The organism is Caballeronia grimmiae (genome assembly GCF_022879615.1).
GTDB classification, from domain to species: domain Bacteria; phylum Pseudomonadota; class Gammaproteobacteria; order Burkholderiales; family Burkholderiaceae; genus Caballeronia; species Caballeronia grimmiae.
This window is the reverse complement of record NZ_CP084271.1, coordinates 1,607,581-1,632,247: the sequence shown is the minus strand read 5'-3', so window position 1 is coordinate 1,632,247 and position 24,667 is coordinate 1,607,581. Positions and strand designations below refer to the sequence as shown.

Here is a 24,667-nt window from a genome sequence, read left to right as displayed (position 1 = left end):
GGATAAGTGCGGCATGCTATAAAAAACACCCCGGACCTTTTCGTCCGGGGTGTTTTCGTTTGGAGACTGGCATGGCGTTGAATGGACTGATCTGGTGGATCGCGGCGGGCGTGCTGATCGTCACGGAGTTGTTCACCGGCACGTTCTATCTGCTGATGATCGCGCTGGGGCTGCTGGCGGGCGGCATCGCGTTCGCCGTGGGGCTTGCGTTGCACGTGCAGCTGGGCGTCGCGGCGCTCGTGGCGCTGGTGGCGGTCGTCCTGCTGCGGCGTTCGCGCTTCGGAAGCTGGAAGCGGCGCGACGCTTCACGCGATACAGCCGTCAACCTCGACATCGGCGCGACAGTGGAAGTCGCGCAATGGCATGACCGCCGCGCCCGGGCGATGTATCGCGGGGCGGAGTGGGACGTCGAACTGGCGCCGGGCGAGTCTGAAGGCGCTCGCTTGTACTGCATCACGGCGCTGGAGGGCAGCCGGCTCGTCGTCGCGGCCAAGCGATGAACACCGTTTTATCGACAAGAATTGAAGGAGCCACACCATGATTTTAGCTGCCATCCTGCTGGTGATCGCCATCGTGATCATTGTAAACACGGTCAAGATCGTTCCACAGCAGCACGCCTGGGTGCTCGAGCGGCTGGGCCGCTATCACGCGACGCTCACGCCGGGTCTCAATATCGTGCTGCCGTTCGTCGATCGCATCGCGTACAAGCACATTCTCAAGGAGATTCCGCTCGACGTGCCGAGTCAGGTCTGCATCACGCGCGACAACACGCAGCTTCAGGTGGATGGCGTGCTGTACTTTCAGGTCACCGATCCGATGAAGGCGTCGTATGGATCGTCCAACTTCGTGATCGCCATTACGCAGCTTTCGCAAACGACGCTGCGCTCGGTCATCGGCAAGCTCGAACTGGACAAGACCTTCGAGGAACGCGAGTACATCAATCACAGCATCGTGAATGCGCTCGATGAAGCCGCGTCGAACTGGGGCGTGAAGGTGCTGCGCTACGAGATCAAGGACCTGACGCCGCCGAAGGAGATTCTCCACGCGATGCAGGCGCAGATTACCGCCGAGCGCGAGAAGCGCGCGCTGATAGCGGCATCGGAAGGGCGCAAGCAGGAGCAGATCAATCTGGCGTCGGGTGCGCGCGAAGCCGCGATCCAGAAGTCCGAGGGCGAGCGTCAGGCGGCGATCAATCAGGCGCAGGGCGAAGCGTCGGCCATTCTTGCGGTCGCCGAAGCGAACGCGCAGGCCATCGAGAAGATCGGCGCGGCGATTCAGACGGCGGGCGGCATGGAGGCTGTGAATCTCAAGGTGGCGGAGCAGTATGTCGGGGCTTTCGCGAACATCGCGAAGACGGGCAACACGTTGATCGTGCCCGGCAACATGTCGGACATGAGTTCGATGATCGCGTCGGCGCTGGCGATCGTGAAGGGCGAGGGCGGCAGCGTTATTCGAAAGAGCTGAAGGAGCCTAAAAGCAATCGGGGCGCTCGACAGCGCCCCGACTTGTATTACCGCGCTGCCGTCCGCATCAGACGGGCGCGTTCGCGTTCCCAGTCGCGTTTCTTTTCGGTTTCCCGCTTGTCGTGCAGCTTCTTGCCCTTGGCCAGACCGATCTCGCATTTCACGCGGCCTTCCTTGTAATGGAAGTTGAGCGGCACGAGCGTGTGACCGCGCTGCTCGACCTTGCCGATGAGCTTGTCGATCTGCTCTCGATGCAGCAGCAGCTTGCGGGTGCGCACCGGATCGAGATTCGCAAACTTCGAAGCTTCGGGCAGCGGGCTGATGTGCGTGCCGATCAGGAACAGTTCGCCGTTCTTGATGACGACATAGCCTTCCTTGATCTGCCCGCGGCCCGCGCGCAGCGCCTTGACTTCCCAGCCTTCGAGCACGAGACCGGCCTCGTAGCGTTCTTCGATGAAGTAATCGAAGAACGCTTTTCTGTTGTCAATGATGCTCATGAATGGAAAGTGCCCAACTCGTTTAAAATCACGATTTTAGCAGCGCGCCGCCTGACAGACGAAGCCGTCTTCGCGGGCCGCATTCGCCGCCACCCCAACAAGCCACCCGCTGCGCCCTTATGGCCGACGTCCAGAAAACCGTGTTGATCCGTCATTCGGCGGAAGAAATGTTCGACCTCGTCACCGATGTCGCCGACTATCCGAACTTCCTGCCGTGGTGCGGCGGCGTCGAGATCGGACGCCAGGACGAGAACGGCATGGAGGCAAAGATCGACATCAGCTTCAAGGGCATCAAGCAGCACTTCGCAACGCGCAATGTGCAGAAACGCCCGACGCACATTGATATGGAGTTCCTTAGCGGCCCTTTCAAGAAGTTCACGGGCTACTGGCGCTTCACGCCGTTGCGCGCGGACGCATGCAAGATCGAATTCGCGCTGCACTACGAGTTCTCGAACCTGATTCTCGAGAAGCTCATCGGGCCGGTGTTCAGTCATATCGCGAACACCTTCGTGGACTCCTTCGTCAAGCGCGCGGACCAGCGCTACGGCAAGAAATGAACCTGCGTATCGATGTTTGCTACGGCTTGCCCGGTGGCGACAGCTTCTACGCGCACGTCGATATCGGCGACGGCGCGACGCTGCGCGAGGCGATCGAGGCGAGCGGCGTGCTGAAGCAACACCCGGAGATCGATCTGGCGACGCAGAAGGTCGGCGTGTTCGGCAAGCTCAAGCCGCTGGACGCCACGCTCGCGGATCTGGATCGCGTGGAGATTTATCGGCCGCTCAAGGTCGATCCGAAAACCGCGCGCCAGCGCCGCGTCGACAAGGCGCGCAAGTCGGGATCGATCGAAGGCCGGAAGTGGCAGTCGAAGGATTCGCGCTGATCGACCGCCGCTTCAATGCGCCGGCGCTTCCTTCGGCGCGGCAGCCGGCTCGACGCTATGCTGCCGAACCGACCAGCTCACGCCCGCGACCAGCAGCACGATAGCCAGCAACTCCGGCACACGCGGCCACCGGCCGTCGTAGATAAAAGCGTAGAGCAGCGCGAACAGCGTTTCGAACACGATCATCTGGCCGGACAGCGTCAGCGGCAGGCGTTTCGCTGCCGCGTTCCACAGCATGTTGCCGAGCCACGAACCCCCCGTCGCGAGCGCGAAGCATACGATCCAGAACACATGCCAGCGCGCATCCGGCACGCTCGCCTGAACCGTGCCCGCGGGCAGCATCCACATGACCGCGCCGAGCATCGCCCCGAGCAGGCCCGTCACGATGCCCCACAGCACGGACCATTCGTTGCCGTCGAAGTGATAATTTGCCTGCAGATAGCGCGCGTTGACGACCGCGTACCACGTCCACGACGCCAGCGCGCCGACCGCGCACGCGAGCCCGGCGATGCGCGTCAGCACGCTCGTGGCGGGCGCGTCGGTGTGATGGAGAATCACGTCGCTGAAGACGTCGAGGTTGATGCACGCGATGCCCGTAACCACCAGCGCAAGCGGTGCGACGAGGCGCTTCAGTTCGATCGCGCCGTGGTCGCGCCGTCCGGCGAGCGTAACCGTCACCGGCAAAATCCCGACGATCAGCGACGACGGCGCCACGCCCACGAGTTGCACCGCGCTCGCGAGCAGCATGTAGTAGAGCAGGTTGCCGACGAGCGCGAGCTTGACGAGCGCGATGAGATCGGCCCGCGTTAGCTTGGCGAGCAGCCGCCGCGCGAACGGCAGCGCAACGGCGAGCGACACCGCGCCGTACATCAGGTAGCGCCCGACGCTCAGCGTCAGCGGTGAAAAGTCCGGCAACAGGCGCGGCGCGAGAAAAATGAAACCCCAGATGGCCCCTGCCAGCATTCCGTACATCACACCGCGCTGCATTACCCGACTCCCTGCCTTGATCCAATCGACGGCGCAGGTTAGCACGCACCCCCGGCGCGGCGTCTTGTCGAAAGCTGCACCGCGGCGCCGCCGCATCGAGGCCCGATCTTTGCAGGGGAATCACGTAAGCTGCTGTCCAGACAGTGAAAACCCGGGGAACTATCGGTATAATCTGCTTTTGCGCCCATAGGATTTGCCATGCGTCTGATCCAGAAAGCACTCACGTTCGATGACGTGCTCCTCGTGCCCGCGTTCTCCAGCGTTCTCCCGCGCGACACCAGCCTGAAATCCCAGCTGACTCGCAACATTTCCCTGAATATGCCCCTCGTGTCCGCAGCCATGGACACGGTCACCGAAGGCCGGCTCGCCATCGCAATGGCGCAGATGGGCGGCATTGGCATCGTCCACAAGAATCTCACAGCGAAAGAACAGGCGCGCGAAGTCGCGAAGGTCAAGCGTTTCGAATCCGGCGTCGTCCGCGATCCGATCACCGTGCCGCCGCAAATGCGCGTGCGCGACGTGATCGCGCTGACGCAGCAGCATGGCATCTCCGGCTTCCCAGTGGTGGAGGGCGCGCAACTCATCGGCATCGTCACGAACCGCGACCTGCGTTTCGAAGAGCGGCTGGACGAGCCGGTGCGCAACATCATGACGCCGCGCGAGCGTCTCGTGACGGTCAAGGAAGGCACGTCGCTCGCCGAAGCCAAGGCGCTGATGCATAGCCATCGCCTCGAGCGCGTGCTCGTGGTCAACGACGCATTCGAGCTGCGCGGCCTGATGACGGTGAAGGACATCACCAAGCAGACCGAAAACCCGGACGCGTGCAAGGACGAAGACGGCAAGCTGCGTGTCGGCGCGGCCGTGGGCGTGGGTCCGGACAACGAAGAGCGCGTCGATCTGCTCGCGCAGGCGGGCGTCGATGTCATCGTGGTTGATACCGCGCACGGTCACAGCCAGGGCGTGCTCGAGCGCGTGCGCTGGGTGAAGCAGAACTATCCGCGCGTGCAGGTCATCGGCGGCAACATCGCGACGGCGGCGGCAGCCAAGGCCCTCGTCGAATACGGCGCGGATGCGGTGAAGGTCGGCATTGGGCCGGGCTCCATCTGCACGACCCGAATCGTCGCGGGCGTGGGCGTGCCGCAAATCACGGCCATCGCGAACGTGTCGGAAGCCCTGCGCGGCAGCGGCGTGCCGGTCATCGCGGATGGCGGCGTGCGCTTCTCGGGCGACGTCTCGAAGGCGCTCGCGGCAGGCGCGAACGTCGTGATGATGGGCAGCATGCTCGCAGGCACCGAAGAATCGCCGGGCGACGTGTTCCTGTTCCAGGGCCGCCAGTACAAGGCGTATCGCGGCATGGGCTCGGTCGGCGCGATGAAGGACGGCGCGGCGGACCGCTACTTCCAGGACAACTCGGCGAACATCGACAAGCTCGTGCCGGAAGGCATCGAAGGCCGCGTGGCCTACAAGGGCTCGGTGAACGCCATCCTGTTCCAGGTCGTCGGCGGCGTGCGCGCGAGCATGGGTTATTGCGGCTGCCGCACCATCGCGGAATTGCACGAGAAGGCGGAGTTCGTGCAGATCACGGCGGCTGGCATGCGTGAATCGCACGTGCATGACGTGCAGATCACGAAGGAAGCGCCGAATTATCACGTCGATTAATGCGCAGTCTCATTCGTCGGTGAGTGCGTCGATAACCCTGGTGGACCCATCATGAAACCGTTGCTGCGCGCCGTGCTGGTCGTCAATGCCCTGATTTTCGTGGTATTCGGCGTGCTGTTCCTGCTGACGCCCTGGGCCGGTCTTTTCGATGCGCTGCAACTCGGCGCGATGCGCGTCGAACCCGCGTTCGCCGGGCAGTTGCTGGGCGTCGCGCTGATCGGGTTCGCGTGGCTGTCGCTGCACGCGGCGATCGACGGCGCGTTGACCGCGGCGGCCGCGAAGGCGTCGGGCCATGTGGAGTGGCTCTCGGGCGTCATCGCGCTGGTCTGGCTGCTCGGACTGCGTACGCCCCAGGTCGACGGGTTCGGCCAGGTGAGCGCGGCGCTCATCGGTATCGTGCTCGTCGTGTTGGGGCTCGGCAGTGTGCGGCTGGCGTCGGCGGTGCGGCGGCGCGAACGTGCGGCGGCGGTCGGCGCGGCATCGGCGGAACGCGCGGAGAAGAAGGCCGCGCAAACGCGCGATGCAACGCGCCCACCTGTCGTCAGCGTCCCGACGCCGCCGGATACCGCGGCTCGTCCGATGGCGCGGGCTCCCGACGTCACCGCAATCGATCCGATCACCGGCCGCACGGTCGATCCGGCGGGCCGTCCTGTGGATGCCGCCGCGCCAGCTTCGGCCACGCGCATGCGAACCGAAGCCGGCATGGTCGATCCGGTGACGGGCCGCACGCTCGATCCGCAGACGGGCCGCGAAATCGATCCGGTCACGGGAAAGCGCATCGATCCGGTCATCAGCGGGGAAATCGATCCGGCCACGGGCCGGCGCGTAGATCCGCTGACGGGGCGCGTGGTTCCCGATCCGGCGAGCGGAGCACCGCACTGAACGCGCGCACGCACAGACTCGCGGCGCGGACGGCCAGGCCGTCGAATCGACGCGCGCAAGCAGGAAACACAAGTACGGTCGGCCTTCGCGCCGGCCGTCGATTTATTGGCGACGAGCCGCGCGAACGCACGGCTCGTCGGCACACACCTCATTCGTTCACTTAGCCTTTGCCCGCAGCCATGCACGACAAAATCCTGATTCTCGATTTCGGCTCTCAAGTCACCCAGCTGATCGCCCGGCGCATCCGCGAGTCGCATGTCTACTCGGAGATTCATCCGTACGACGTCGACGAAACCTTCATCCGCGAGTTCGCGCCGAAGGGCATCATCCTGTCGGGCGGGCCGAACTCGGTCACCGAGGCGAAGTCGCCGCGTGCGCCGCAGATCGTCTTCGACCTCGGCGTGCCGGTGCTCGGCATCTGCTACGGCATGCAGACGATGGCCGACCAGCTCGGCGGCAAGGTCGAACTCGGCAAGGTGCGCGAATTCGGCTATGCGGAAGTGCAGGCGCTGAACCACACGGGCTTTCTGGAAGGCATCGAAGACTTCAAGAGCGCCGAAGGCGAGGCGATGCTCAAGGTCTGGATGAGCCACGGCGATAAGGTCGCGGACCTGCCAGCCGGGTTCAAGCTGATGGCGTCGACGCCCGCATGCCCGATTGCCGCGATGGCCGACGACGATCGCCGCTTCTACGGCGTGCAATGGCATCCGGAAGTCACGCATACCGTGCAGGGCCGCGCGATGCTCGACCGCTTCGTGCTCGAACTGTGCGGTGCGCGGGCCGACTGGGAGATGGGCCATTACATCGATGAAGCGGTAGAGAAGATTCGCGCGCAAGTCGGCAATGAGCACGTGATTCTCGGTTTGTCGGGCGGCGTGGATTCGTCGGTGGCGGCGGCGCTGCTGCATCGCGCGATCGGGGATCAACTGACGTGCGTGTTCGTGGATCACGGCCTGTTGCGCCAGAACGAAGCCGAACAGGTGATGTCGACGTTTGCGGATCACCTGGGCGTGAAGGTCATTCACGTCGATGCCAGCGAAGCGTTCCTGCACAAGCTCGCCGGCGTCACCGATCCGGAAGCGAAGCGCAAGATCATCGGCGCGGAGTTCGTCGAAGTGTTCCATGCGGAGTCCGAGAAGCTGACCGATGCGAAGTGGCTCGCGCAGGGCACGATCTATCCGGACGTGATCGAATCGGCGGGCAAGGGCAAGAAGGGCGCGCATACGATCAAGAGTCATCACAACGTCGGTGGCTTGCCCGAGACGCTCAATCTGAAGCTGCTCGAACCGCTGCGTGAGCTTTTCAAGGACGAAGTGCGCGAACTGGGCGTGAAGCTCGGACTGCCGCCGGCGATGGTGTATCGCCATCCGTTCCCCGGCCCGGGTCTCGGCGTGCGCATTCTCGGCGAAGTGAAGCGCGAGTTCGCGGACCTGCTCCGTCGTGCGGATGCGATTTTCATCGAGACGCTGCGCAATACCATCGATCCGGAGACGGGCAAGTCGTGGTACGACCTGACGAGCCAGGCCTTTGCGGTGTTCCTGCCGGTGAAGAGCGTCGGCGTGATGGGCGACGGGCGGACTTATGAGTACGTCGTCGCGCTGCGCGCGGTGCAGACGCTGGACTTCATGACGGCGCATTGGGCGCATCTGCCGCACGAATTGCTCGGGAATGTGAGCAATCGGATCATCAATGAGGTGCGGGGCGTGAATCGCGTCGTTTATGACATTTCGGGGAAGCCGCCGGCGACAATCGAGTGGGAGTGAGGGCGTAGCCCAAAGTTGAACGCGAGTCCGTGACATGAGCCTCTCCCATCTCACCGACTCGCTCTTCCTCGCCATCTACCCCGACGAAGCCGCCGCCTTGCGCATCCGCGACGAGGCGGCGCGCATCCGCGTCGAACACAAGCTGCGGACGCCGCCGATCCCCGCTCATCGCCTGCACATCACGCTGCATTACCTCGGCGCGTTCGCGGGCCTTCCTGCCGACGTCATCGAACAGGCGCGAGTTGCGGCGTCATCCATCGAGACCCCCGCCTTCGACCTCCAGCTCGACCGCATCGAAACCTTCGCTTCCCGCCGCCCGAAACGTCCGCTCGTCATCGCTGGCGACGCGAACGAAGCTTGCTCCGCCTTCGTCGATACGCTCGATAAAGTGCTGCAAACCGCCGGCATCTTCGTCAAATCGCATCCGCAGTTCATCCCGCACGTGACCTTGCTCTACGACGAGCATCGCATCGCGCGGCGAAGCATCGAGCCTATCGAATGGACCGTGCGCGAGTTCGCGCTCGTGCGCAGCCTGCTCGGGCGATCGCAGCACGAAGTCCTCGCGCGCTGGCCGCTCACGTCGTAGCCAACGCGAAACAATCGCCGGAAACTGTTTCGCGGATTTTTCGTCCGGGTTATGGTTAGCGTTGTCCGCATCGATCGCTGCGACAAAGACGTAAGAAAAACGCCAGGATTCCGATTACATGACTCGAGCCCGTCTGCTGCACGTCACCCCGGAAACGCATTACGTTCACATCGATCTTGTCTACGCGACCGATCGCAATTTCACCGGCAAGCCCATCTACAAGGTGCAGCACTGTCTGCTGCTCGAACCCGCCGAAGCCGCGCTGCGCCGCGCCGTCGGCATCGCGCGGAGCTTCGGCATGACGCTGAAAATCTTCGACGCCTACCGCCCGCCGCAAGCGCAAAAAGTGCTGTGGGACTTTCTGCCCGATCCCAACTTCATCGCCGAACTCGGCCGCGGCTCGAACCATAGCCGCGGCACGGCAGTCGATCTGACGCTCGTCGACGAACACGGCAACGATCTCGACATGGGTACCGGCTTCGATGCGATGGTGCCCGAGTCCGGCCACTTCCACGCCGGCTTGCCGATCTACGTGCAACGCAATCGCACGCTGCTGCTCGGCGTGATGCACGGCGCGGGCTTCACGCACATCGCCAGCGAGTGGTGGCACTACGAATTGCCGGGCTCGCGCGAACTTCCGCTCATCGACAACGAAGCAAGCGGCCCCTTGCGGCTGATGTAATCCCGACAGGAGACGAAATGAAAAACGGCGCGCGAAAAATTCTGGCGATGGCTACGCTCGCGGCGGCGCTGACGGCCACGCACGCGCTCCCCACTCAGGCCGCCACGCCGAAAGACATGTTCGTGATGGCGACGCTGCTCGACGAATTCACCACGCTCGATCCCGGCGAAGTCTACGAACTCGTGCCCGAGGAATACGTCGCGAACACGTATGACCGGCTGGTGCGTGTCGATCTGAAGGACCCGTCGAAATTCAACGGCGATGTCGCGCAGTCGTGGACCGTCAGCCCCGATGGCCTCACGTTCACCTTCAAGCTGCGCTCGGGTCTCAAGTTCCACTCGGGCAATGCGCTCACCGCCGACGACGTCGCGTGGTCCGTCCAGCGTACCGCGCTGCTCGACAAGGGCGCGGCGGCGGTGCTCGCGGGCATCGGCATCACGAAGGCCAACGCGCTGCAGAACGTGAAGAAAATCGACGACACGACCGTCTCGATCACCACCGACCAGCGCTACGCCCCGACCTTCGTGCTCAACGTGCTCGGCGCGTGGCCGGCGTCGGTGGTGGATCGCAAGCTGGTGGAGTCGCATCAGAAGGGCAACGACTACGGCAACGAATGGCTCAAGACCAACGAGGCCGGATCGGGCGCGTACAAGCTCGTCAAGTGGACCGCGAACGACAGCATCGTGCTGCAACGCTTCGAGGGTTATCGTCTGCCGCTCGCGATGAAGCGCATCGTGTTGCGCCACGTGACCGAAGCCGCGAGCCAGCGCCTGATGATCCAGAACGGCGATATCGACGTGGCCCGCGACCTCAGCCCCGACGATCTCGACACGCTCTCGAAAAACGGCGTCATCAAGGCGACGGCCGTGCCGCAAGCGACGCTGATGTATCTCGGTCTCAACAACAAGAACCCGAATCTCGCGAAGCCCGAAGTCTGGGAAGCGATGAAGTGGCTCATCGATTATCAGGGCATTCAGAAGAACGTGATCCGCACGACCTACAAGGTCCACGAGACGTTCCTGCCCGAAGGCTTTCTCGGCGCGCTCAACGAAAATCCGTATCACCAGGACGTGGCGAAGGCGAAGGCGCTGCTCGCGAAAGCCGGTCTTGCCGATGGCTTCACCGTGAAGATGGACGTGCGCAACGACTATCCGTATAGCGAAATCGCGCAGGCGGTGCAGGCGAATCTCGCGCTCGGCAACATCAAGGTTCAGCTCGTGCCGAGCGACAACAAGCAGACGCTCGGCCGCTATCGCGCGCGGGCGCACGACATTTACATCGGCGAATGGTCGGCGGATTACATCGATCCGCACAGCAATGCGCAGGGCTTCGCGTGGAATCCGGACAACTCGGATGCGTCGAGCTACAAGATGCTCGCATGGCGAAACGCGTGGAATATTCCCGATCTCACGAAGGAAACCAACGCGGCGCTCGCGGAAAGCTCGACGGCCAAGCGCGCCCAGCTCTATGAAAAGATGCAGCGCGAGATGCTCGCGAAGTCACCGTTCGTCATCATGTTCCAGAAAGTGTCGCAGGTGGCGGCGCGGCCGGGCGTGACCGGGCTCGAGGTCGGCCCGATCAACGATCTCGTGTCGTATCGCAATCTCAAGAAGCAGTGAGCGCGACCGGGTTCGCCGATCGCCTGAGAGCCGCGAGCGCGCAGCGCGGCGGCTTGCGCCTGGCGCTTGTCCTCGCACGCTGGATCGCGATGCTCGCCGTCACGTTCACGGGCTTGCTCGCCATCACGTTCTTTATCGGCCGCAAGATTCCGATCGATCCGGTGCTCGCGATTCTCGGCGATCGCGCGTCCGCGGCGGCGTATGCGGCGGCGCGCGTGCAACTCGGCCTCGACAAGCCGCTCAACGAGCAATTTCTGATCTACGTCCGCGACGTGCTGCATGGCAATCTCGGCGTGTCGCTTCTGACGGCGAATCCCGTCATCGACGATATCCGCCGCGTGTTTCCGGCGACGCTCGAGCTCGCGACGCTGTCGACGTTCATCGGCGTGATGGCCGGCGTGCCGCTCGGCGTGATCGCAGCGGTGCGGCATAACCGCATCGTCGATCACGTGGCGCGGGTGATCGGCCTCGCGGGCAGTTCCGTGCCGGTGTTCTGGCTCGCGCTGATGGGGCTCTTGCTGTTCTACGCGCGGCTGCACTGGGTGTCGGGGCCGGGCCGTATCGATCCGCTCTACGACGGCATGGTCGATACCCACACCGGCAGCCTCCTGATCGATGCGCTGATCGCCCGCGAGTGGGACGTGTTCGCCAACGCGTTCTCGCATATTGCGCTGCCGGCGGGCGTGCTCGCGTTCTATTCGATCGCTTATCTGTCGCGCATGACGCGCTCGTTCATGCTCGAGCAACTGAGCCAGGAATACGTGACGACCGCGCGCGCGAAAGGCCTGCCGGAGCGCCGCGTGATCTGGCGTCATGCGTTCGGCAACATCGCGGTTCCGTTGCTGACCGTGATCGCGCTCGCTTATAGCTATCTGCTGGAGGGATCGGTGCTGACGGAGATCGTGTTCTCGTGGCCGGGCATCGGTTCGTATCTGACGGGCGCGCTGCTCAACGGCGACATGAACGCCGTGCTCGGCAGCACGCTCGTGATCGGCGCGACGTTCATCGCGCTGAACCTTTTGACCGATGCGCTCTACCGCGTATTCGATCCCCGCGATTCCCGCGCCCGCTGACATGGAGGACGTTGTCGCATGCACACGCCAGCCGGCCGCACGCCGATGAAGCCGTCGCCGATGCGATGGCGCGCTTGGCTTCTGACCGATACCCCCGCGTCGCCGCGGCAGGCGGCGCTTGGCCGCGCGTATCGCCGGTGGCGGCGGTTTTCGTCGAATCCGCTGAGTATGCTCGGGCTTCTGATTCTGCTGCTGCTCGTCGCGGCGGCGGCGTTCGGGCCGCTGCTGGTCACGCAAGACCCGTTGCGTCAGGTGCTGGCAGAACGTCTCACGCCGCCGAACGCCGCGCACTGGCTCGGCACGGATCAGCTTGGCCGCGACATCCTGTCGAGGCTCGTGCACGGCGCGCGGCTCACGCTGTGCATCGCGATGCTGGTCGTCGTGCTGGTGGTGCCCGTGGGGCTGTTGATCGGCACGGTCGCGGGCTACTGCGGCGGTTTCGTCGATACCGTGCTCATGCGCCTGACCGATGTCGCGCTCGCGTTCCCGAAGATCGTGCTCGCGCTTGCGTTCGCGGCGGCGCTGGGGCCGGGCGTGCTGAACGCGGTCATCGCGATCTCGATCACCGCGTGGCCGCCTTACGCGCGGCTCGCCCGCGCCGAATCGCTGCGTCTCGCGGGCGCGGACTTCATCCACGCCGCACGGCTCGCGGGTGCATCGCATACACGGATTCTGCTGCGGTATATCGTGCCGCTGTGTTCGTCGTCGGTGATCGTGCGCGCGACGCTCGACATGGCGGGCATCATCCTCGCCGTCGCGGGACTGGGCTTTCTCGGACTGGGCGCGCAGCCGCCGAGCCCCGAGTGGGGTTATATGGTGGCCTCGGGCCGCAACGTGCTGCTCGATGCCTGGTGGGTCGCGACGATCCCCGGTCTCGCGATTCTCGCGGTCAGCCTCGCGTTCAATCTGCTCGGCGACGGTCTGCGCGATGTGTTCGATCCGCGTCATGGAAACTGACATGGACACGCCGCTCGTTGAAATCGACGGACTTGAAGTGGCTTTCGCGGGTCACAACGGCGCGCTCACGCCGGCCGTGCGCGGTGTCTCGCTGACGCTGCGTCGCGGCGAGCGGCTCGGCATCGTCGGGGAATCCGGCTCGGGAAAGTCGCTCACCGGGCGCGCGCTGCTCGGCCTCCTGCCGCCCGAAGCGCGATGGTCCGCGAAGGCGTTGCGCTTCGACGGCCACGATCTCCTCGCGATGACGCCCAGGCAGCGCAGACGCCTGTGCGGCACGCAGATGAGCATGATCCTGCAAGACCCGAAGTACTCGCTCAATCCGGTGATGACCGTCGCGCAGCAGATGCGCGAGACCATCGTGCGGCAGGGCGAGCGGCTCGGCAGGCGGGCGATGCGCGCTCGCATCGTCGACTTGCTTGCGGCCGTGCATATCCGCGACCCGGAGCGCGTGGCCGACGCGTATCCGCACGAACTTTCCGGCGGCATGGGCCAGCGCGTGATGATCGCGATGATGGTCAGCGCCGGCCCGCGCCTCCTGATCGCGGACGAGCCGACGAGCGCACTCGATGTGCTCGTGTCGATGCAAGTGCTCGCCGTGCTCGACGAGATGATCGAGCGCCATCACACAGGGCTCGTGTTCATCAGCCATGATCTGCCGCTCGTGATGTCCTTCTGCGATCGCGTCGCGGTGATGTACGGCGGCCGCGTCGTCGAAACGTGCGCCGCGCGGGATCTCGCGAACGCGCGTCATCCGTACACGCGCGGGCTGCTCGCGGCCAATCCGCCGCTCACGAATCCGCCCGCCGAATTGCCGACCTTGCGGCGTGATCCGGCGTGGCTCACGGACACCACGCGATGATCGACATCGACCGCGCGCATATCCGTTTCAAGACCAAGACTGGTCACGTCGATGCGGTGCGCGACGTATCGCTGCAAGTTCAGGATGGCGAAGTATTCGCGCTTGTCGGTGAATCGGGCAGCGGAAAGTCGACGCTACTGCGCGCGCTCGCCGGTCTCGTACCGCTGGCGGGCGGAGTGATGCGCATCGACGGTGAAGACGCGCGGCGCCGTCCAGTGCGCGACGTGCAGATGGTGTTTCAGGACCCGTATGGTTCGCTGCATCCGCGCTTTACGGTCGACAGGACGCTGCGCGAGCCGCTCGCGATCAACGGCATCGGCGAGCAGGACGCGCGCATCATCGATGCGCTCGCCGAAGTCGGACTGGGGCCGGCCTATCGCTTCCGGTATCCGCATCAACTGTCGGGCGGGCAGCGGCAGCGCGTGTCGATTGCGCGTGCGCTGATCGTCGAGCCGCGCGTCTTGTTGCTCGACGAGCCGACTTCCGCGCTCGATGTGTCCGTGCAGGCTGAAATCCTCAACCTGCTGCGGCGTCTTCGCGACGATCGCAAGCTCACGATGATCGTGGTGAGCCACAACCTCGCGGTCGTCGGTTTTCTATGCCAGCGCGTCGCGGTGATGCGCAACGGGGAGGTCGTCGAGCAGGCCGGCATCGAAGCGGTGAGGGCGCGTGACGTGAAGCGCGAGTACACGCGCCGGCTCCTGCAGGCAACCGAAGGCTATCAGCGCGGCTAGAGCAACTTCCAGCCGCCGGATGGCGCGAAATCCGCGCGCGTCGAACGCCCGTGCGCGACGCCGATGGCAACAGGCGGCCACTGTTAGAATACGAAATGGATTGTCGAGATGTGCCGAACAACGCGCGAGCGCGTCATTCCGGCTGCCGTCCGACTTCAGGCTAACCACGCAAATCGCGACAGACCGCACCCGTATCGGATGAAAGCCGGTCGAAATCCCCGATGAAATTGCTAGATGCTTTAGTCGAACAGCGGATCAACGAAGCTGCGGCTCGCGGCGAGTTTAACGACTTGCCCGGCGCAGGCGTTCCGCAACAGCTCGACGACGATCTCCTCGTGCCCGAGGAAGTACGCGTCGCCAATCGAATTCTCAAGAACGCGGGTTTTGTCCCGCCCGCCGTCGAACAACTCCGCGCGCTGCGCGGTCTCCAGGATGAACTGGACAAGGTGACCGATCCTGCCGCCCGCTGCCGCATTCAGGTGAAGATGCTCGCGCTCGACATGGCGATCGAATCGCTGCGCGGCGGCGGCTGCGTGCCGCATGAATATCGCCGGCGCATCGCCGAGCGGCTTTCCGAGCGCGCCGCGGCGCAGGGCGAGACGGAGTCGAAGGAATCTTGACGGTCATTTCCACGCCCGACACGGCCGATAGGGCCGATGCGGCCGCCGATCCCGCGAGCGAGCGCGATCGCCGGTTCATGGCGCTGGCGCAACGCGCCGCCGACGAAGCGCGCCGCGCGGGCGAAGTGCCGGTCGGCGCGGTCATCGTCCTGGGCGAAGACGTCATTGCGACTGGGTTCAATCATCCGATCGGCGGTCACGATCCCTCCGCGCACGCCGAAATGGCCGCGCTGCGCGAAGCGGCCCGGACGCTCCAGAATTACCGCTTGCCCGGCTGCGAGTTGTACGTGACGCTCGAGCCTTGCCTGATGTGCGCCGGCGCGATCATGCATGCGCGCATCGCGCGGGTGGTGTTCGGCGCGGCGGACCCGAAAACGGGCGCGTGCGGCAGTGTCGTCGACATGTTCGCGAACGAGCAGCTTAATCATCACACGAGCGTGACGGGCGGCGTGCTCGCCGACGAATGCGGTCATGCGCTCAAGAATTTCTTCGCCGAACGACGCCGCCTCGCACGCGCGGAGCGTGCCGCGCGTCAGGCGCGCGAGGCCCAGGCATCACTCACCAACACACCATAAAAACCGTGAAATCACGCACCATCGATCTCGTCGCGCCTTCTGGTTATCCGCAGGATCCGGCAGCCGTGGAGCGGGGCATCGGGCGATTGCGGGCGCAGGGGCATCGCGTGGAGAACGTCGAAGCGACGCGCCGGCGCTTCCAGCGCTTCGGCGGCACCGACAGCGAACGCGCCGCCGATCTGAACCGCCTCGCGGACCCGTCGCGGCGGCTGCCGGATATCGTCCTCGCCGTGCGCGGCGGGTACGGCGCATCGCGCATCCTGCACGGCCTCGATTACGACGGTCTGCGACGGCTCGCCGATCAGCCGGTCGCGCTCGTCGGCCACAGCGATTTCACGGCGATCCAGTGCGCCCTGTACGCTCGGGCCGCCGTGAAAAGCTTTGGCGGCCCGATGTTCGCCGGCGATTTCGGCGCGGAGAACGTCAGCACGTTCACCATGCACAACTTCTGGCACGCGATCTCGCGTCCGAATTTCACCGTGACGAGCCACGCGCCGCAGCGCCAGTCCGTCGACGTGACAGGCATGTTGTGGGGCGGCAATCTCGCGATGCTTGCGGCGCTGGTCGGCACGCCGTACCTGCCGCCTGTCGATGGCGGCATTCTGTTTATTGAGGATGTGAACGAGCATCCGTTTCGCATCGAACGGATGATCTATCAGCTTCATCAGGCGGGCGTGCTCGGACGGCAACAGGCAGTCGTGATGGGGGAATTCTCAGGCGGTCGGCTTTCGGAGTACGACAACGGCTACACGCTTGAGGCGATGATCGAGCAGGTGAGGGCGGTCACCGGCGTGCCGTTCGTGACCGGTTTGCAATTCGGACACGTCGAGAACCTGCTGACGCTGCCCTTCGGTGCGACGGCGCATCTCGTGACGACTGAGCGCGGCTTCAAGCTGACAATGAGCGACTATCCCCACCTGGTTTGACGGTTTGCACGAGGCGCTCTGTGTGAGCGCCTTTCTTTAGATGTCCGTCTGCAACTAACGGTCTTTTTCTCCAATCACCGCGGACTACATTGCCGCGAAGACGGTGAGAATATTGTCGACAAAAAAGTGCCGTCAATGCTGACAAAGGTTTATGGAATCCAGCGAGAAGGCCGTAGCTAAAGGCGTTGAGGTGAGCCCGCGCTGCCCCAAACGACATCCCACACTCAGAAATCAAATTGAATTGTTGACAATCTTTATGTCGATTCTAAGATGCTTAACATGCAAGCGAGCACATCATGTCCGACACTAAACCGAGTGCTGCATCGAGCACTTTAGCCGGTGGCAGTGCCGAGTCGATCGCCGAGAGCATCCGCGCCGCGATCCTCGAGCATCGCCTCGCGCCGGGTGCGAAGCTGACCGAAGCGCAGTTGTGCGAAGTGTTCGATGTGAAGCGTGGTCCGGTCCGTCAGGCGCTTGCCCAACTGGCGAACGAACGGCTCGTCGACCTCGAACCGAATCGAGGGGCGTTCGTCGCAAGTCCGTCTTTGCAGGAAGTGCATGAAGTATTCGAGATGCGCCGCATCATCGAACTGGCGGTCGTCGAGCGGATCGGGAAGGGGCACGGCACGCGCCGGCTCAAGTCGATCAGCGCGACGATCGGGCGCGAACGCCGCGCTTTCGAGAATCACGACTTTTCCGCGTGGATTCGGCTGTCCGGCGACTTCCATACGGAACTCGCGGCGCTCACCGGCAACACGGTGCTGTGCGACTGCCTCGCCGGACTGGTCGCGCGCTCGACGCTGATTTCGGCGCTGTACGAATCGCTCGGCAGGAGTTCGTGTTCCTTTGAGGACCACGAAGCGATTCTCGCCGCACTCGATGCCGGCGACGCCGCCAAAGCGTCCGCATTGATGGCGCAGCATCTGCGCGATGTCGAACTGAAGATGCTCGAGCGGCCCGCGCGCGGCGCCGTCGACCTGAAGGAAGTATTCGCACGTGCCGGCGAACGCGAGAAAGCGTTCGGCGCGTGACGCGTCGTAGCAACACATGACTTACCGGAGACCGCGCTCGCAAGCAGAGCGCGTGGAGAGACGCATGCGCGGCGCACGCAGCATGCGCAGCACTGAACGAAACGCTCGCCTGAGCGTGCAATGAAAACGTCCCTCGGCGGGCGAACGGGCACGAGTCCCGTTCGCTCTTGGCACGACGCCGTGAGACTTGAGCAAATCCGAAGAAAGCCGCGCGTGGCCTGGGCGTTTGCCCGGACCGCCGAAGGTATCCGATAGACGCATGTCGTCCGAGCTTTTGCCGCTTTTCATTCCGCAAGCCGCCCATCCAAGGAGATGTCATGGCTCAGTTCAGTGCAACGCCCGGCAGTTCCGCGCTGCCGCCGTACGAGAACCAGTACGACGGACAATCCCCCGCGCATGAAACCGGCATGCCCGCCGGCTACAGCGATCGCCTCTATAACGAAGACCTCGCGCCCCTGAAGAACCAGACCTGGGGTGCATACAACATCTTCGCGTTCTGGATGTCGGACGTGCACAGCGTCGGCGGCTATGTGTTCGCGGGCAGTCTCTTCGCGCTGGGTCTCACGAGCTGGCAAGTGCTCGTGTCGCTTCTGATCGGCATCGGGCTCGTGAACGTGCTGTGCAATCTCATCGCGAAGCCGAGCCAGGTGGCGGGCGTGCCTTATCCGGTGGCGTGCCGCGCGACCTTCGGCGTGCTTGGCGCCAACATTCCCGCTGTGATTCGCGGGTTGATCGCGGTCGCGTGGTACGGCATTCAGACGTATCTGGCGTCGAGTGCGCTCGTCATCGTCGTGCTGAAGTTCGTGCCTTCGCTCATGCCATATGCCGATGTGCATCGCTTCGGTTTCGTCGGGCTGTCGGCGCTCGGCTGGGCCGGCTTCATGCTGCTGTGGGTACTGCAGGCCGTGGTGTTCTGGCGCGGCATGGAGATGATCAAGAAGTTCATCGACTTCGCCGGTCCCGCCGTCTATGTCGTGATGTTCATTCTTGCTGGCTATATGGTGTGGCGCGCGGGCATCGGCAATATCGGCTTGAATCTCGGCGGCGTGAAGTATCACGGCATGGAAGTCGTGCCGGTGATGATCACCGCCATCTCGCTCGTCGTGTCCTATTTCTCCGGGCCGATGCTGAATTTCGGCGACTTCTCGCGCTATTGCAAGAGCTTTCGCAGCGTGAAGCGGGGCAACTTCTGGGGTCTGCCGGTCAACTTTCTGGCGTTCTCGCTCGTGACCGTCATCACGACCGCTGCAACGTTGCCGGTGTTCGGACAACTGATTACCGATCCGGTCGAAACCGTGGGCCGCATCGATCATCCGACGGCGGTGATTCTCGGCGCGCTGACGTTCACCATCGCGACGATCGGCATCAATATCGTGGCCAACTTCGTGTCGCCGGCTTTCGATTTCTCGAACGTCGCACCGCGTCTCATCAGCTGGCGCATGGGCGGCATGCTGGCCGCGACCGCGTCGATTTTCATCACGCCGTGGAATTTGTTCAACAATCCGGCCGTGATTCACTACACGCTCGACATTCTGGGCAGCTTCATCGGGCCGTTGTACGGCGTGCTGATCGTCGACTTCTATCTGTTCAAGCGCGGCAAGCTGGCGGTGGACGATCTCTACACGACCTCCGAAAGCGGCCGGTATTGGTACACGAAGGGCGTGAATCGCCGCGCGGTGATGGCGCTCCTGCCGGCCGCCGTCATCGCGATTCTTTGCGTGATGCTGCCGTCGCTGGAAGGCGCCGCGAACTTCTCGTGGTTTATCGGCGCGGGTCTAGGTGCGGTGTTTTACTGGGTGCTGGCGGATCGCAAGCGCGCAGCGTAAGACGAAGAGAGCAAGGAGACAGCAATGCGCATCAAACTCATCAACCCGAACACGACGCAGCGCATGACCGATTCGATGGCCCGCTGCGCCCGCGAAGTCGCCGCGCCCGGCACGGAAATCATCGCCGTCAGTCCGACAATGGGCCCGCCGTCCATCGAAGGCTATTACGACGAGGCGCTCGCCTCGCTCGGTCTGCTCGCCGAAGTGGAAGCGGGCGAGCGGCAGGGCGTCGATGCCTACGTGATCGCGTGCTTCGGCGACCCGGCGTTGTATGCGGCGCGCGAGCTGGCGCGCGGGCCGGTGATCGGCATCGCGGAAGCGGCGATGCACGCGGCGAGCGTCATCGCGCCCGGGTTTTCGGTCGTGACGACGCTGCAGCGCACCTGCGGCATGGCGTGGCATCTGGCCGAGCGCTATGGCATGTCGCGCTTCTGCAAGAACGTGCGTGCGACGAACGTCGCCGTGCTGGAGCTCGACGAGCCGGGATCGGCGGCGCGGGCGACCATCATCGACGAATGCCGGCGCGCGCTCGACGAAGACGGCTCGGACGCGATCGTGCTCGGCTGCGCCGGGATGGCCGAGTTCTGCCGCGAAGTCGAGGCTGCGATCGGTGCGCCGGTCGTCGAAGGCGTGACGGCGGCGGTCAAGTGGGCGGAGGCGCTCGCCGCGCTCAAGCTGCATACGGCAAAGCGCGGCGATTACGCCCGGCCGCTCGCAAAACGCTACGACGGCGTGCTCGCCGATTTCAGTCCGCGCTGATTGCCACTATCTGCGCCGCTGTATGGGCGCGTGCGGGCCTTTTCGCTACACTGAATCGTCGACAATCCGTTCTTCAACGCCCAGCTTCCTGACCCAGCCATGTCTCTTGATCCGAACTATCCGCGCGACCTGATCGGCTACGGTCGCCACCCCGTGCAGGCGAACTGGCCGGGACGCGCGCGCGTCGCCGTGCAATTCGTGCTCAATTACGAAGAAGGCGGCGAAAACTGCGTGCTGCACGGCGATCCCGGCTCGGAGCAATTCTTGTCGGAGATCGTCGGCGCCGCGTCGTATCCGTCGCGTCACATGAGCATGGAATCGATCTACGAGTATGGATCGCGCGCCGGCGTCTGGCGCATTCTGCGCGAGTTCGAGAAGCGCGGTTTGCCGCTGACGGTGTTCGGCGTCGGCATGGCGATCGAGCGGCATCCGGAACTGGCGAAGGCGTTCGTCGAACTGGGGCATGAAATCGCGTGTCACGGGTATCGATGGATTCACTATCAGGACATGTCGCCCGAGCGCGAAGCGGAACACATGCGGTTCGGCATGGAAGCGATCGAGCGCGTCACCGGCGTGCGTCCGCTCGGCTGGTACACCGGGCGCGACAGCCCGAACACGCATCGGCTGGTGGCGGAGCATGGCGGCTTTCTATACGACTCCGACTACTACGGCGACGACCTCCCGTTCTGGATGGACGTCGAAGTGACGGGCGGCAAGACCACGCCGCAACTCATCGTTCCGTACACGCTCGATACCAACGACATGCGCTTCGCCACGCCGCAGGGCTTCAACACGGGCGATCACTTCTTCACGTATCTGCGCGATGCCTTCGACGTCCTCTACGAAGAAGGCGAGGACACGCCGAAGATGCTTTCCATCGGCATGCATTGCCGGCTGCTGGGACGTCCGGGGCGCTTCCGCGGACTGCAGAAGTTTCTCGATCACATCGAGCAGCACGATCGCGTGTGGGTGACGCGGCGCGTCGATATCGCGCGGCACTGGCGCGAGCATCATCCGTATCAGGGGAACAGCGACACCAACCACGGGACGGCGGCATGAAAGCGATGCAAACCACACTCGACCAGCTCAACGCCATGCCCGCCGATGCGTTCGTGACCGTGCTCGCGGGCATTTTCGAACACTCGCCGTGGGTCGCTGAAATCGCGGCGCAGCAGCGGCCGTTCGAGAGCATCGACGCGCTGCACGCGGCAATGTCGAAGGCGGTCGAAACGGCCGGCGACGAGAAGCAGCTTGCACTCATCAACGCGCACCCGGAACTCGCGGGCAAGGCGGCGGTGCGCGGCGAACTGACGGCTGAATCGACGCGCGAGCAAAGCGGCGCGGGCCTGAACCTCTGCACGCAGGAAGAGTTCGACAAGCTGCAGTCGCTGAACGCGGCGTATAGGCAGAAGTTCGGCTTCCCGTTCATCCTCGCTGTGCGCGGCTACGACCGTCACGGCATCATCGCGAACTTCGAAGAGCGGGTGAATCACGACCGCGCCGAAGAGCTTCGCACGAGTCTCGATCAGATCTACCGGATCGCCCGCTTCAGGTTGGACGACCTCATCGCGGCCTGATCCATTCACCCGTAAATTCCAAGGACGAAGACAATGGCAATTCCGACACTCGATCCCAACGCGCCCGACTTCACGCGCCGCTATGTGAACCTCGCGGACCCGCGTCTCGGCGCGCAGGCGCTTGAGGCGAGCGACGATTTCTTCGCGCCGAAAGAACGCATGCTGAACCCCGAGCCGGCCGTGTTCATCCCCGGCAAGTACGACGATCACGGCAAGTGGATGGACGGCTGGGAAACGCGCCGCAAGCGCACGACGGGCTATGACTGGTGCATCGTCAAGCTGGCGCGGCCGGGCGTCATTAAGGGCATCGACCTGGATACGAGCCACTTCACCGGCAACTTCCCGCCGGCGGCGTCGATCGAAGGCGCGCATGTCGCCGACGGCGCGCCGAACCAGTCGACGCAATGGAGCGAAGTCGTGCCGTCGACGACGCTGCAAGGCAATAGCCACCACTATCTCGACGTCAGCACCGAGCAGCCGTTCACGCACTTGCGCGTGAATATCTATCCGGATGGCGGCATCGCGCGTCTGCGCGTGTACGGCCAGCCGCAACTCGACTGGCGCAACGCGGATCGCAACGAGCTGTTCGACCTCGCCGCGATGGAAAACGGCGCGTACATGGTCGGCACGAACAACCAGCACTTCGGGCTCGCCTCGACGCTTCTGATGCCGGGCCGCGGCGTCAACATGGGCGATGGCTGGGAGACGCGCCGCCGTCGTGAACCGGGCAACGACTGGTGCATCGTCGCGTTGGCGCAGCCGGGCATCATCAAGAAGGTCGAAGTGGACACGGCGCACTTCAAGGGCAATTTCCCAGACCGGTGTTCGCTGCAGGCCGCGTACGTCACGGGCGGCACGGACAGCTCACTGGTTACACAGGCGATGTTCTGGCCGGTGCTGCTGGGCGAACAGAAATTGCAGATGGACAAGCAGCATTTCTTCGAATCCGAACTCGCCGCGCTCGGCCCGGTGACGCACGTGCGCTTCAACATCTACCCGGACGGCGGCGTGTCGCGGCTGCGTCTTTTCGGAACGCTCGCATGAAAAAGCTGGCCATCGAACCGCTGACGCGCGCTGCGTTCGAGCCTTTCGGCGATGTCATCCAACTGGAAGGCGCGAAGCAGATTCCGATCAACCTCGGCACCACGATTCGCTTTCACGACCTCTGCAACGTCGACGTGACCGACGAGGGCGGCCGCGCAATCGTCAATCTGTTTCGCGGGCAGCCGCGCACCTTGCCGTTCGAAGTGAAGATGCTGGAGCGGCATCCGCTCGGCAGCCAGGCGTTCGTGCCGCTCGACGACCGCCCGTATCTCGTCGTCGTCGCGCCTGCGGGCGATCTCGACGAATCGAAGATTCGCGCCTTCGTCACGCGCGGCTGGCAGGGCGTGAACTACGCGAAGGGCGTCTGGCATCATCCGCTGCTCGCGCTGGACAAGGTCAGCGATTTCATCGTCGTCGATCGCAGCGGGGAAGGGCGCAATCTCAACGAGCAAGACCTGAGCGAATCACTGTGGCTGACGGACGAGGCGCTGCGATAGCGTCATCGGCATCGAAGTTGACCTGAAAGACCGGCGCGCGAAACGCCGGTCTTTTTGTTTGCAATGTCCGAAACGGCTACCATAGACGACTCCTTCCCGAAGAGCGATTCCTACATGCCCACGATGCCCGAACGCATGATCGACCTGCGCAGCGATACCGTCACCCGCCCGAGCCAGGCGATGCTCGCGGCCATGTCCGCCGCCCGGGTCGGCGACGATGTGTGGGGCGACGATCCGACCGTCATCGAGCTTCAGTCGACGCTCGCCGGGCGTACCGGCAAGGAAGCGGGCCTGTTCTTCCCGAGCGGCACGCAAAGCAATCTCGCCGCGCTGATGGCGCATTGCGCGCGCGGCGACGAGTACATCGTCGGCCAGGCGGCGCATACGTACAAGTACGAGGGCGGCGGCGCGGCGGTGCTCGGCAGCATCCAGCCTCAGCCGCTCGAAAACGCGCCCGATGGATCGCTGCCGCTCGAGAAGATCGCGGCGGCGATCAAGCCGATCGACAATCACTTCGCGCGCACGAAGCTGCTCGCGCTGGAGAACACCATCGGTGGAAAGGTGCTGCCGGCTTCGTATGTGGAAGCGGCGGCGAAGCTCGGCCGCGATCGCGGACTGTCGATGCATCTCGATGGCGCTCGCGTGTTCAATGCGGCGGTGGCCTCGGACCGCCCGGTGAGCGAGCTGTGCGCACCGTTCGATACGGTATCCATCTGTTTTTCGAAGGGGCTCGGCGCGCCGGTCGGATCGGTGCTCGTGGGTCCGAAGGCGCTGATCGACGTCGCGTCGCGCTGGCGCAAGGTGCTCGGCGGCGGGATGCGGCAGGCGGGTTTGCTCGCGGCGGCATGTCTTTATGCGCTGGATCATCACGTCGCGGGGCTCGCGCAGGATCACGACAACGCCGCGCGTCTTGCGGCAGGGCTCGCGCAAATCGACGGTATCGTCATTCAGTCGCAGGCGACGAACATGGTGTTCGCGCAGATTCCGCAAGCGCATTGCGAGCGGCTGGAAGCGTGGCTCAAAGAGCGCGGCATTCTCACGCAGATGTTGTATGCGTCGCGGTTCGTCACGCACCGGGATGTGTCGCGCGAGGATATCGATACGGTCATCGACGCGGTGAAGGCTTACTTCGCGGCCCGCTAAAGACAAATGGCCCGAGCGGGCCATT

Annotated in this window: 27 protein-coding genes; 25 read left to right on the top strand and 2 right to left on the bottom strand. The window is 64.1% G+C overall.

The genetic code is table 11. The annotated features are described in order from the left end of the window. Window positions 1–71: 71 nt before the first annotated feature. Together LDZ21_RS07785 and LDZ21_RS07780 are read left to right on the top strand one after the other, a co-directional pair. A complete protein-coding gene (locus LDZ21_RS07785) occupies window positions 72–500 on the top strand; it encodes an NfeD family protein (protein ID WP_244792515.1) in 429 nt (142 codons plus the stop codon). A 37-nt stretch (window positions 501–537) separates the two neighbouring features. Further along, entirely contained in the window at window positions 538–1,464 is a 927-nt protein-coding gene (locus LDZ21_RS07780) for an SPFH domain-containing protein (RefSeq protein WP_244792513.1), read from the top strand. A gap of 46 nt (window positions 1,465–1,510) precedes the next feature. Here LDZ21_RS07780 and smpB read toward each other — a convergent pair whose 3' ends face one another. After that, window positions 1,511–1,960 carry an SsrA-binding protein SmpB gene (gene smpB / locus LDZ21_RS07775; protein ID WP_035969475.1) on the bottom strand — a complete coding sequence of 150 codons (450 nt, stop codon included), beginning with the start codon at window positions 1,958–1,960 and terminating at the stop codon, window positions 1,511–1,513. Between the two features lie 119 nt (window positions 1,961–2,079). Here smpB and LDZ21_RS07770 point away from each other — a divergent pair, with 119 nt between their 5' ends. Beyond that, window positions 2,080–2,517 carry a type II toxin-antitoxin system RatA family toxin gene (locus LDZ21_RS07770; RefSeq protein WP_035969473.1) on the top strand — a complete coding sequence of 146 codons (438 nt, stop codon included), beginning with the start codon at window positions 2,080–2,082 and terminating at the stop codon, window positions 2,515–2,517. Beyond that, on the top strand, window positions 2,514–2,843 hold the full coding sequence (locus LDZ21_RS07765; protein ID WP_244792511.1) for an RnfH family protein: 330 nt from the start codon (window positions 2,514–2,516) through the stop codon (window positions 2,841–2,843). Before LDZ21_RS07770 ends, LDZ21_RS07765 begins: the two co-directional genes overlap by 4 nt. Window positions 2,844–2,855: 12 nt before the next feature. Here the strand turns inward: LDZ21_RS07765 and LDZ21_RS07760 are convergent, their stop codons facing one another. After that, window positions 2,856–3,830 (bottom strand): DMT family transporter, encoded by a 975-nt coding sequence (locus LDZ21_RS07760; protein WP_244792509.1) that lies wholly within the window; start codon window positions 3,828–3,830, stop codon window positions 2,856–2,858. 198 nt (window positions 3,831–4,028) lie between these two features. Here LDZ21_RS07760 and guaB point away from each other — a divergent pair, with 198 nt between their 5' ends. The 21 genes from guaB (at window position 4,029) to ltaE (ending at window position 24,642) form a co-directional block, all read left to right on the top strand. Next, on the top strand, window positions 4,029–5,489 hold the full coding sequence (gene guaB / locus LDZ21_RS07755; RefSeq protein WP_035969465.1) for an IMP dehydrogenase: 1,461 nt from the start codon (window positions 4,029–4,031) through the stop codon (window positions 5,487–5,489). 51 nt (window positions 5,490–5,540) lie between these two features. Then, window positions 5,541–6,371, top strand: a complete 831-nt coding sequence (locus LDZ21_RS07750; protein WP_244792507.1) for a hypothetical protein — start codon at window positions 5,541–5,543, stop codon at window positions 6,369–6,371. Between the two features lie 179 nt (window positions 6,372–6,550). Further along, window positions 6,551–8,134: a glutamine-hydrolyzing GMP synthase gene (gene guaA / locus LDZ21_RS07745; protein WP_244792505.1), complete on the top strand. Its 1,584-nt coding sequence runs from the start codon at window positions 6,551–6,553 to the stop codon at window positions 8,132–8,134. Between the two features lie 34 nt (window positions 8,135–8,168). Next, window positions 8,169–8,720 (top strand): RNA 2',3'-cyclic phosphodiesterase, encoded by a 552-nt coding sequence (gene thpR, locus LDZ21_RS07740; RefSeq protein WP_244792503.1) that lies wholly within the window; start codon window positions 8,169–8,171, stop codon window positions 8,718–8,720. Between the two features lie 118 nt (window positions 8,721–8,838). Continuing rightward, window positions 8,839–9,402 (top strand): D-alanyl-D-alanine dipeptidase, encoded by a 564-nt coding sequence (gene ddpX / locus LDZ21_RS07735; RefSeq protein WP_244792501.1) that lies wholly within the window; start codon window positions 8,839–8,841, stop codon window positions 9,400–9,402. Between the two features lie 47 nt (window positions 9,403–9,449). Further along, window positions 9,450–11,021 carry an ABC transporter substrate-binding protein gene (locus LDZ21_RS07730; protein ID WP_244794797.1) on the top strand — a complete coding sequence of 524 codons (1,572 nt, stop codon included), beginning with the start codon at window positions 9,450–9,452 and terminating at the stop codon, window positions 11,019–11,021. Continuing rightward, entirely contained in the window at window positions 11,018–12,094 is a 1,077-nt protein-coding gene (locus tag LDZ21_RS07725) for an ABC transporter permease (RefSeq protein ID WP_244792499.1), read from the top strand. The genes LDZ21_RS07730 and LDZ21_RS07725 overlap by 4 nt, the downstream gene beginning before the upstream one ends. Before the next feature lie 18 nt (window positions 12,095–12,112). Then, entirely contained in the window at window positions 12,113–13,051 is a 939-nt protein-coding gene (gene nikC / locus LDZ21_RS07720; protein WP_244792497.1) for a nickel transporter permease, read from the top strand. A gap of 1 nt (window position 13,052) precedes the next feature. After that, window positions 13,053–13,910 (top strand): ABC transporter ATP-binding protein, encoded by an 858-nt coding sequence (locus LDZ21_RS07715; protein WP_404980518.1) that lies wholly within the window; start codon window positions 13,053–13,055, stop codon window positions 13,908–13,910. Next, window positions 13,907–14,644, top strand: a complete 738-nt coding sequence (locus LDZ21_RS07710; RefSeq protein ID WP_244792493.1) for an ABC transporter ATP-binding protein — start codon at window positions 13,907–13,909, stop codon at window positions 14,642–14,644. The genes LDZ21_RS07715 and LDZ21_RS07710 overlap by 4 nt, the downstream gene beginning before the upstream one ends. A gap of 221 nt (window positions 14,645–14,865) precedes the next feature. Next, complete coding sequence (locus LDZ21_RS07705; protein ID WP_244792491.1) at window positions 14,866–15,264, top strand: DnaJ family domain-containing protein; 399 nt, start codon at window positions 14,866–14,868, stop codon at window positions 15,262–15,264. Next, a complete protein-coding gene (gene tadA / locus LDZ21_RS07700) occupies window positions 15,261–15,839 on the top strand; it encodes a tRNA adenosine(34) deaminase TadA (RefSeq protein ID WP_404980519.1) in 579 nt (192 codons plus the stop codon). Before LDZ21_RS07705 ends, tadA begins: the two co-directional genes overlap by 4 nt. A 5-nt stretch (window positions 15,840–15,844) precedes the next feature. Continuing rightward, a complete protein-coding gene (ldcA, locus tag LDZ21_RS07695) occupies window positions 15,845–16,765 on the top strand; it encodes a muramoyltetrapeptide carboxypeptidase (RefSeq protein WP_244792489.1) in 921 nt (306 codons plus the stop codon). 296 nt (window positions 16,766–17,061) lie between these two features. After that, window positions 17,062–17,796, top strand: coding sequence for a GntR family transcriptional regulator (locus tag LDZ21_RS07690; protein WP_244792487.1), 735 nt, complete (start codon window positions 17,062–17,064; stop codon window positions 17,794–17,796). Between the two features lie 317 nt (window positions 17,797–18,113). Continuing rightward, on the top strand, window positions 18,114–19,622 hold the full coding sequence (locus LDZ21_RS07685) for an NCS1 family nucleobase:cation symporter-1 (RefSeq protein WP_035969440.1): 1,509 nt from the start codon (window positions 18,114–18,116) through the stop codon (window positions 19,620–19,622). 24 nt (window positions 19,623–19,646) lie between these two features. After that, window positions 19,647–20,381 (top strand): aspartate/glutamate racemase family protein, encoded by a 735-nt coding sequence (locus LDZ21_RS07680; protein ID WP_244792485.1) that lies wholly within the window; start codon window positions 19,647–19,649, stop codon window positions 20,379–20,381. Window positions 20,382–20,480: 99 nt separating this feature from the next. Beyond that, window positions 20,481–21,440, top strand: coding sequence for an allantoinase PuuE (puuE, locus tag LDZ21_RS07675; protein WP_244792483.1), 960 nt, complete (start codon window positions 20,481–20,483; stop codon window positions 21,438–21,440). Further along, entirely contained in the window at window positions 21,437–21,958 is a 522-nt protein-coding gene (gene uraD, locus LDZ21_RS07670; RefSeq protein WP_244792481.1) for a 2-oxo-4-hydroxy-4-carboxy-5-ureidoimidazoline decarboxylase, read from the top strand. The genes puuE and uraD overlap by 4 nt, the downstream gene beginning before the upstream one ends. 33 nt (window positions 21,959–21,991) lie before the next feature. Beyond that, entirely contained in the window at window positions 21,992–23,002 is a 1,011-nt protein-coding gene (gene alc / locus LDZ21_RS07665) for an allantoicase (RefSeq protein WP_244792479.1), read from the top strand. After that, complete coding sequence (locus tag LDZ21_RS07660) at window positions 22,999–23,499, top strand: ureidoglycolate lyase (protein ID WP_244792477.1); 501 nt, start codon at window positions 22,999–23,001, stop codon at window positions 23,497–23,499. The genes alc and LDZ21_RS07660 overlap by 4 nt, the downstream gene beginning before the upstream one ends. A 135-nt stretch (window positions 23,500–23,634) precedes the next feature. After that, window positions 23,635–24,642, top strand: a complete 1,008-nt coding sequence (gene ltaE, locus LDZ21_RS07655; RefSeq protein WP_244794795.1) for a low-specificity L-threonine aldolase — start codon at window positions 23,635–23,637, stop codon at window positions 24,640–24,642. Window positions 24,643–24,667: the final 25 nt, after the last annotated feature.

Excerpts from the sequence above, each read along its gene's own strand:
- LDZ21_RS07785 (WP_244792515.1), top strand. The coding sequence starts at position 72 with ATGGCGTTGAATGGACTGATCTGGTGGATCGCGGCGGGCGTGCTGATC.
- LDZ21_RS07780 (WP_244792513.1), top strand. The coding sequence starts at position 538 with ATGATTTTAGCTGCCATCCTGCTGGTGATCGCCATCGTGATCATTGTA.
- smpB (WP_035969475.1), bottom strand. The coding sequence starts at position 1,960 with ATGAGCATCATTGACAACAGAAAAGCGTTCTTCGATTACTTCATCGAA.
- LDZ21_RS07770 (WP_035969473.1), top strand. The coding sequence starts at position 2,080 with ATGGCCGACGTCCAGAAAACCGTGTTGATCCGTCATTCGGCGGAAGAA.
- LDZ21_RS07765 (WP_244792511.1), top strand. The coding sequence starts at position 2,514 with ATGAACCTGCGTATCGATGTTTGCTACGGCTTGCCCGGTGGCGACAGC.
- LDZ21_RS07760 (WP_244792509.1), bottom strand. The coding sequence starts at position 3,830 with ATGCAGCGCGGTGTGATGTACGGAATGCTGGCAGGGGCCATCTGGGGT.
- guaB (WP_035969465.1), top strand. The coding sequence starts at position 4,029 with ATGCGTCTGATCCAGAAAGCACTCACGTTCGATGACGTGCTCCTCGTG.
- LDZ21_RS07750 (WP_244792507.1), top strand. The coding sequence starts at position 5,541 with ATGAAACCGTTGCTGCGCGCCGTGCTGGTCGTCAATGCCCTGATTTTC.
- guaA (WP_244792505.1), top strand. The coding sequence starts at position 6,551 with ATGCACGACAAAATCCTGATTCTCGATTTCGGCTCTCAAGTCACCCAG.
- thpR (WP_244792503.1), top strand. The coding sequence starts at position 8,169 with ATGAGCCTCTCCCATCTCACCGACTCGCTCTTCCTCGCCATCTACCCC.
- ddpX (WP_244792501.1), top strand. The coding sequence starts at position 8,839 with ATGACTCGAGCCCGTCTGCTGCACGTCACCCCGGAAACGCATTACGTT.
- LDZ21_RS07730 (WP_244794797.1), top strand. The coding sequence starts at position 9,450 with ATGGCTACGCTCGCGGCGGCGCTGACGGCCACGCACGCGCTCCCCACT.
- nikC (WP_244792497.1), top strand. The coding sequence starts at position 12,113 with ATGCACACGCCAGCCGGCCGCACGCCGATGAAGCCGTCGCCGATGCGA.
- LDZ21_RS07715 (WP_404980518.1), top strand. The coding sequence starts at position 13,053 with ATGGACACGCCGCTCGTTGAAATCGACGGACTTGAAGTGGCTTTCGCG.
- LDZ21_RS07710 (WP_244792493.1), top strand. The coding sequence starts at position 13,907 with ATGATCGACATCGACCGCGCGCATATCCGTTTCAAGACCAAGACTGGT.
- LDZ21_RS07705 (WP_244792491.1), top strand. The coding sequence starts at position 14,866 with ATGAAATTGCTAGATGCTTTAGTCGAACAGCGGATCAACGAAGCTGCG.
- LDZ21_RS07690 (WP_244792487.1), top strand. The coding sequence starts at position 17,062 with ATGTCCGACACTAAACCGAGTGCTGCATCGAGCACTTTAGCCGGTGGC.
- LDZ21_RS07685 (WP_035969440.1), top strand. The coding sequence starts at position 18,114 with ATGGCTCAGTTCAGTGCAACGCCCGGCAGTTCCGCGCTGCCGCCGTAC.
- LDZ21_RS07680 (WP_244792485.1), top strand. The coding sequence starts at position 19,647 with ATGCGCATCAAACTCATCAACCCGAACACGACGCAGCGCATGACCGAT.
- puuE (WP_244792483.1), top strand. The coding sequence starts at position 20,481 with ATGTCTCTTGATCCGAACTATCCGCGCGACCTGATCGGCTACGGTCGC.
- uraD (WP_244792481.1), top strand. The coding sequence starts at position 21,437 with ATGAAAGCGATGCAAACCACACTCGACCAGCTCAACGCCATGCCCGCC.
- alc (WP_244792479.1), top strand. The coding sequence starts at position 21,992 with ATGGCAATTCCGACACTCGATCCCAACGCGCCCGACTTCACGCGCCGC.
- LDZ21_RS07660 (WP_244792477.1), top strand. The coding sequence starts at position 22,999 with ATGAAAAAGCTGGCCATCGAACCGCTGACGCGCGCTGCGTTCGAGCCT.
- ltaE (WP_244794795.1), top strand. The coding sequence starts at position 23,635 with ATGATCGACCTGCGCAGCGATACCGTCACCCGCCCGAGCCAGGCGATG.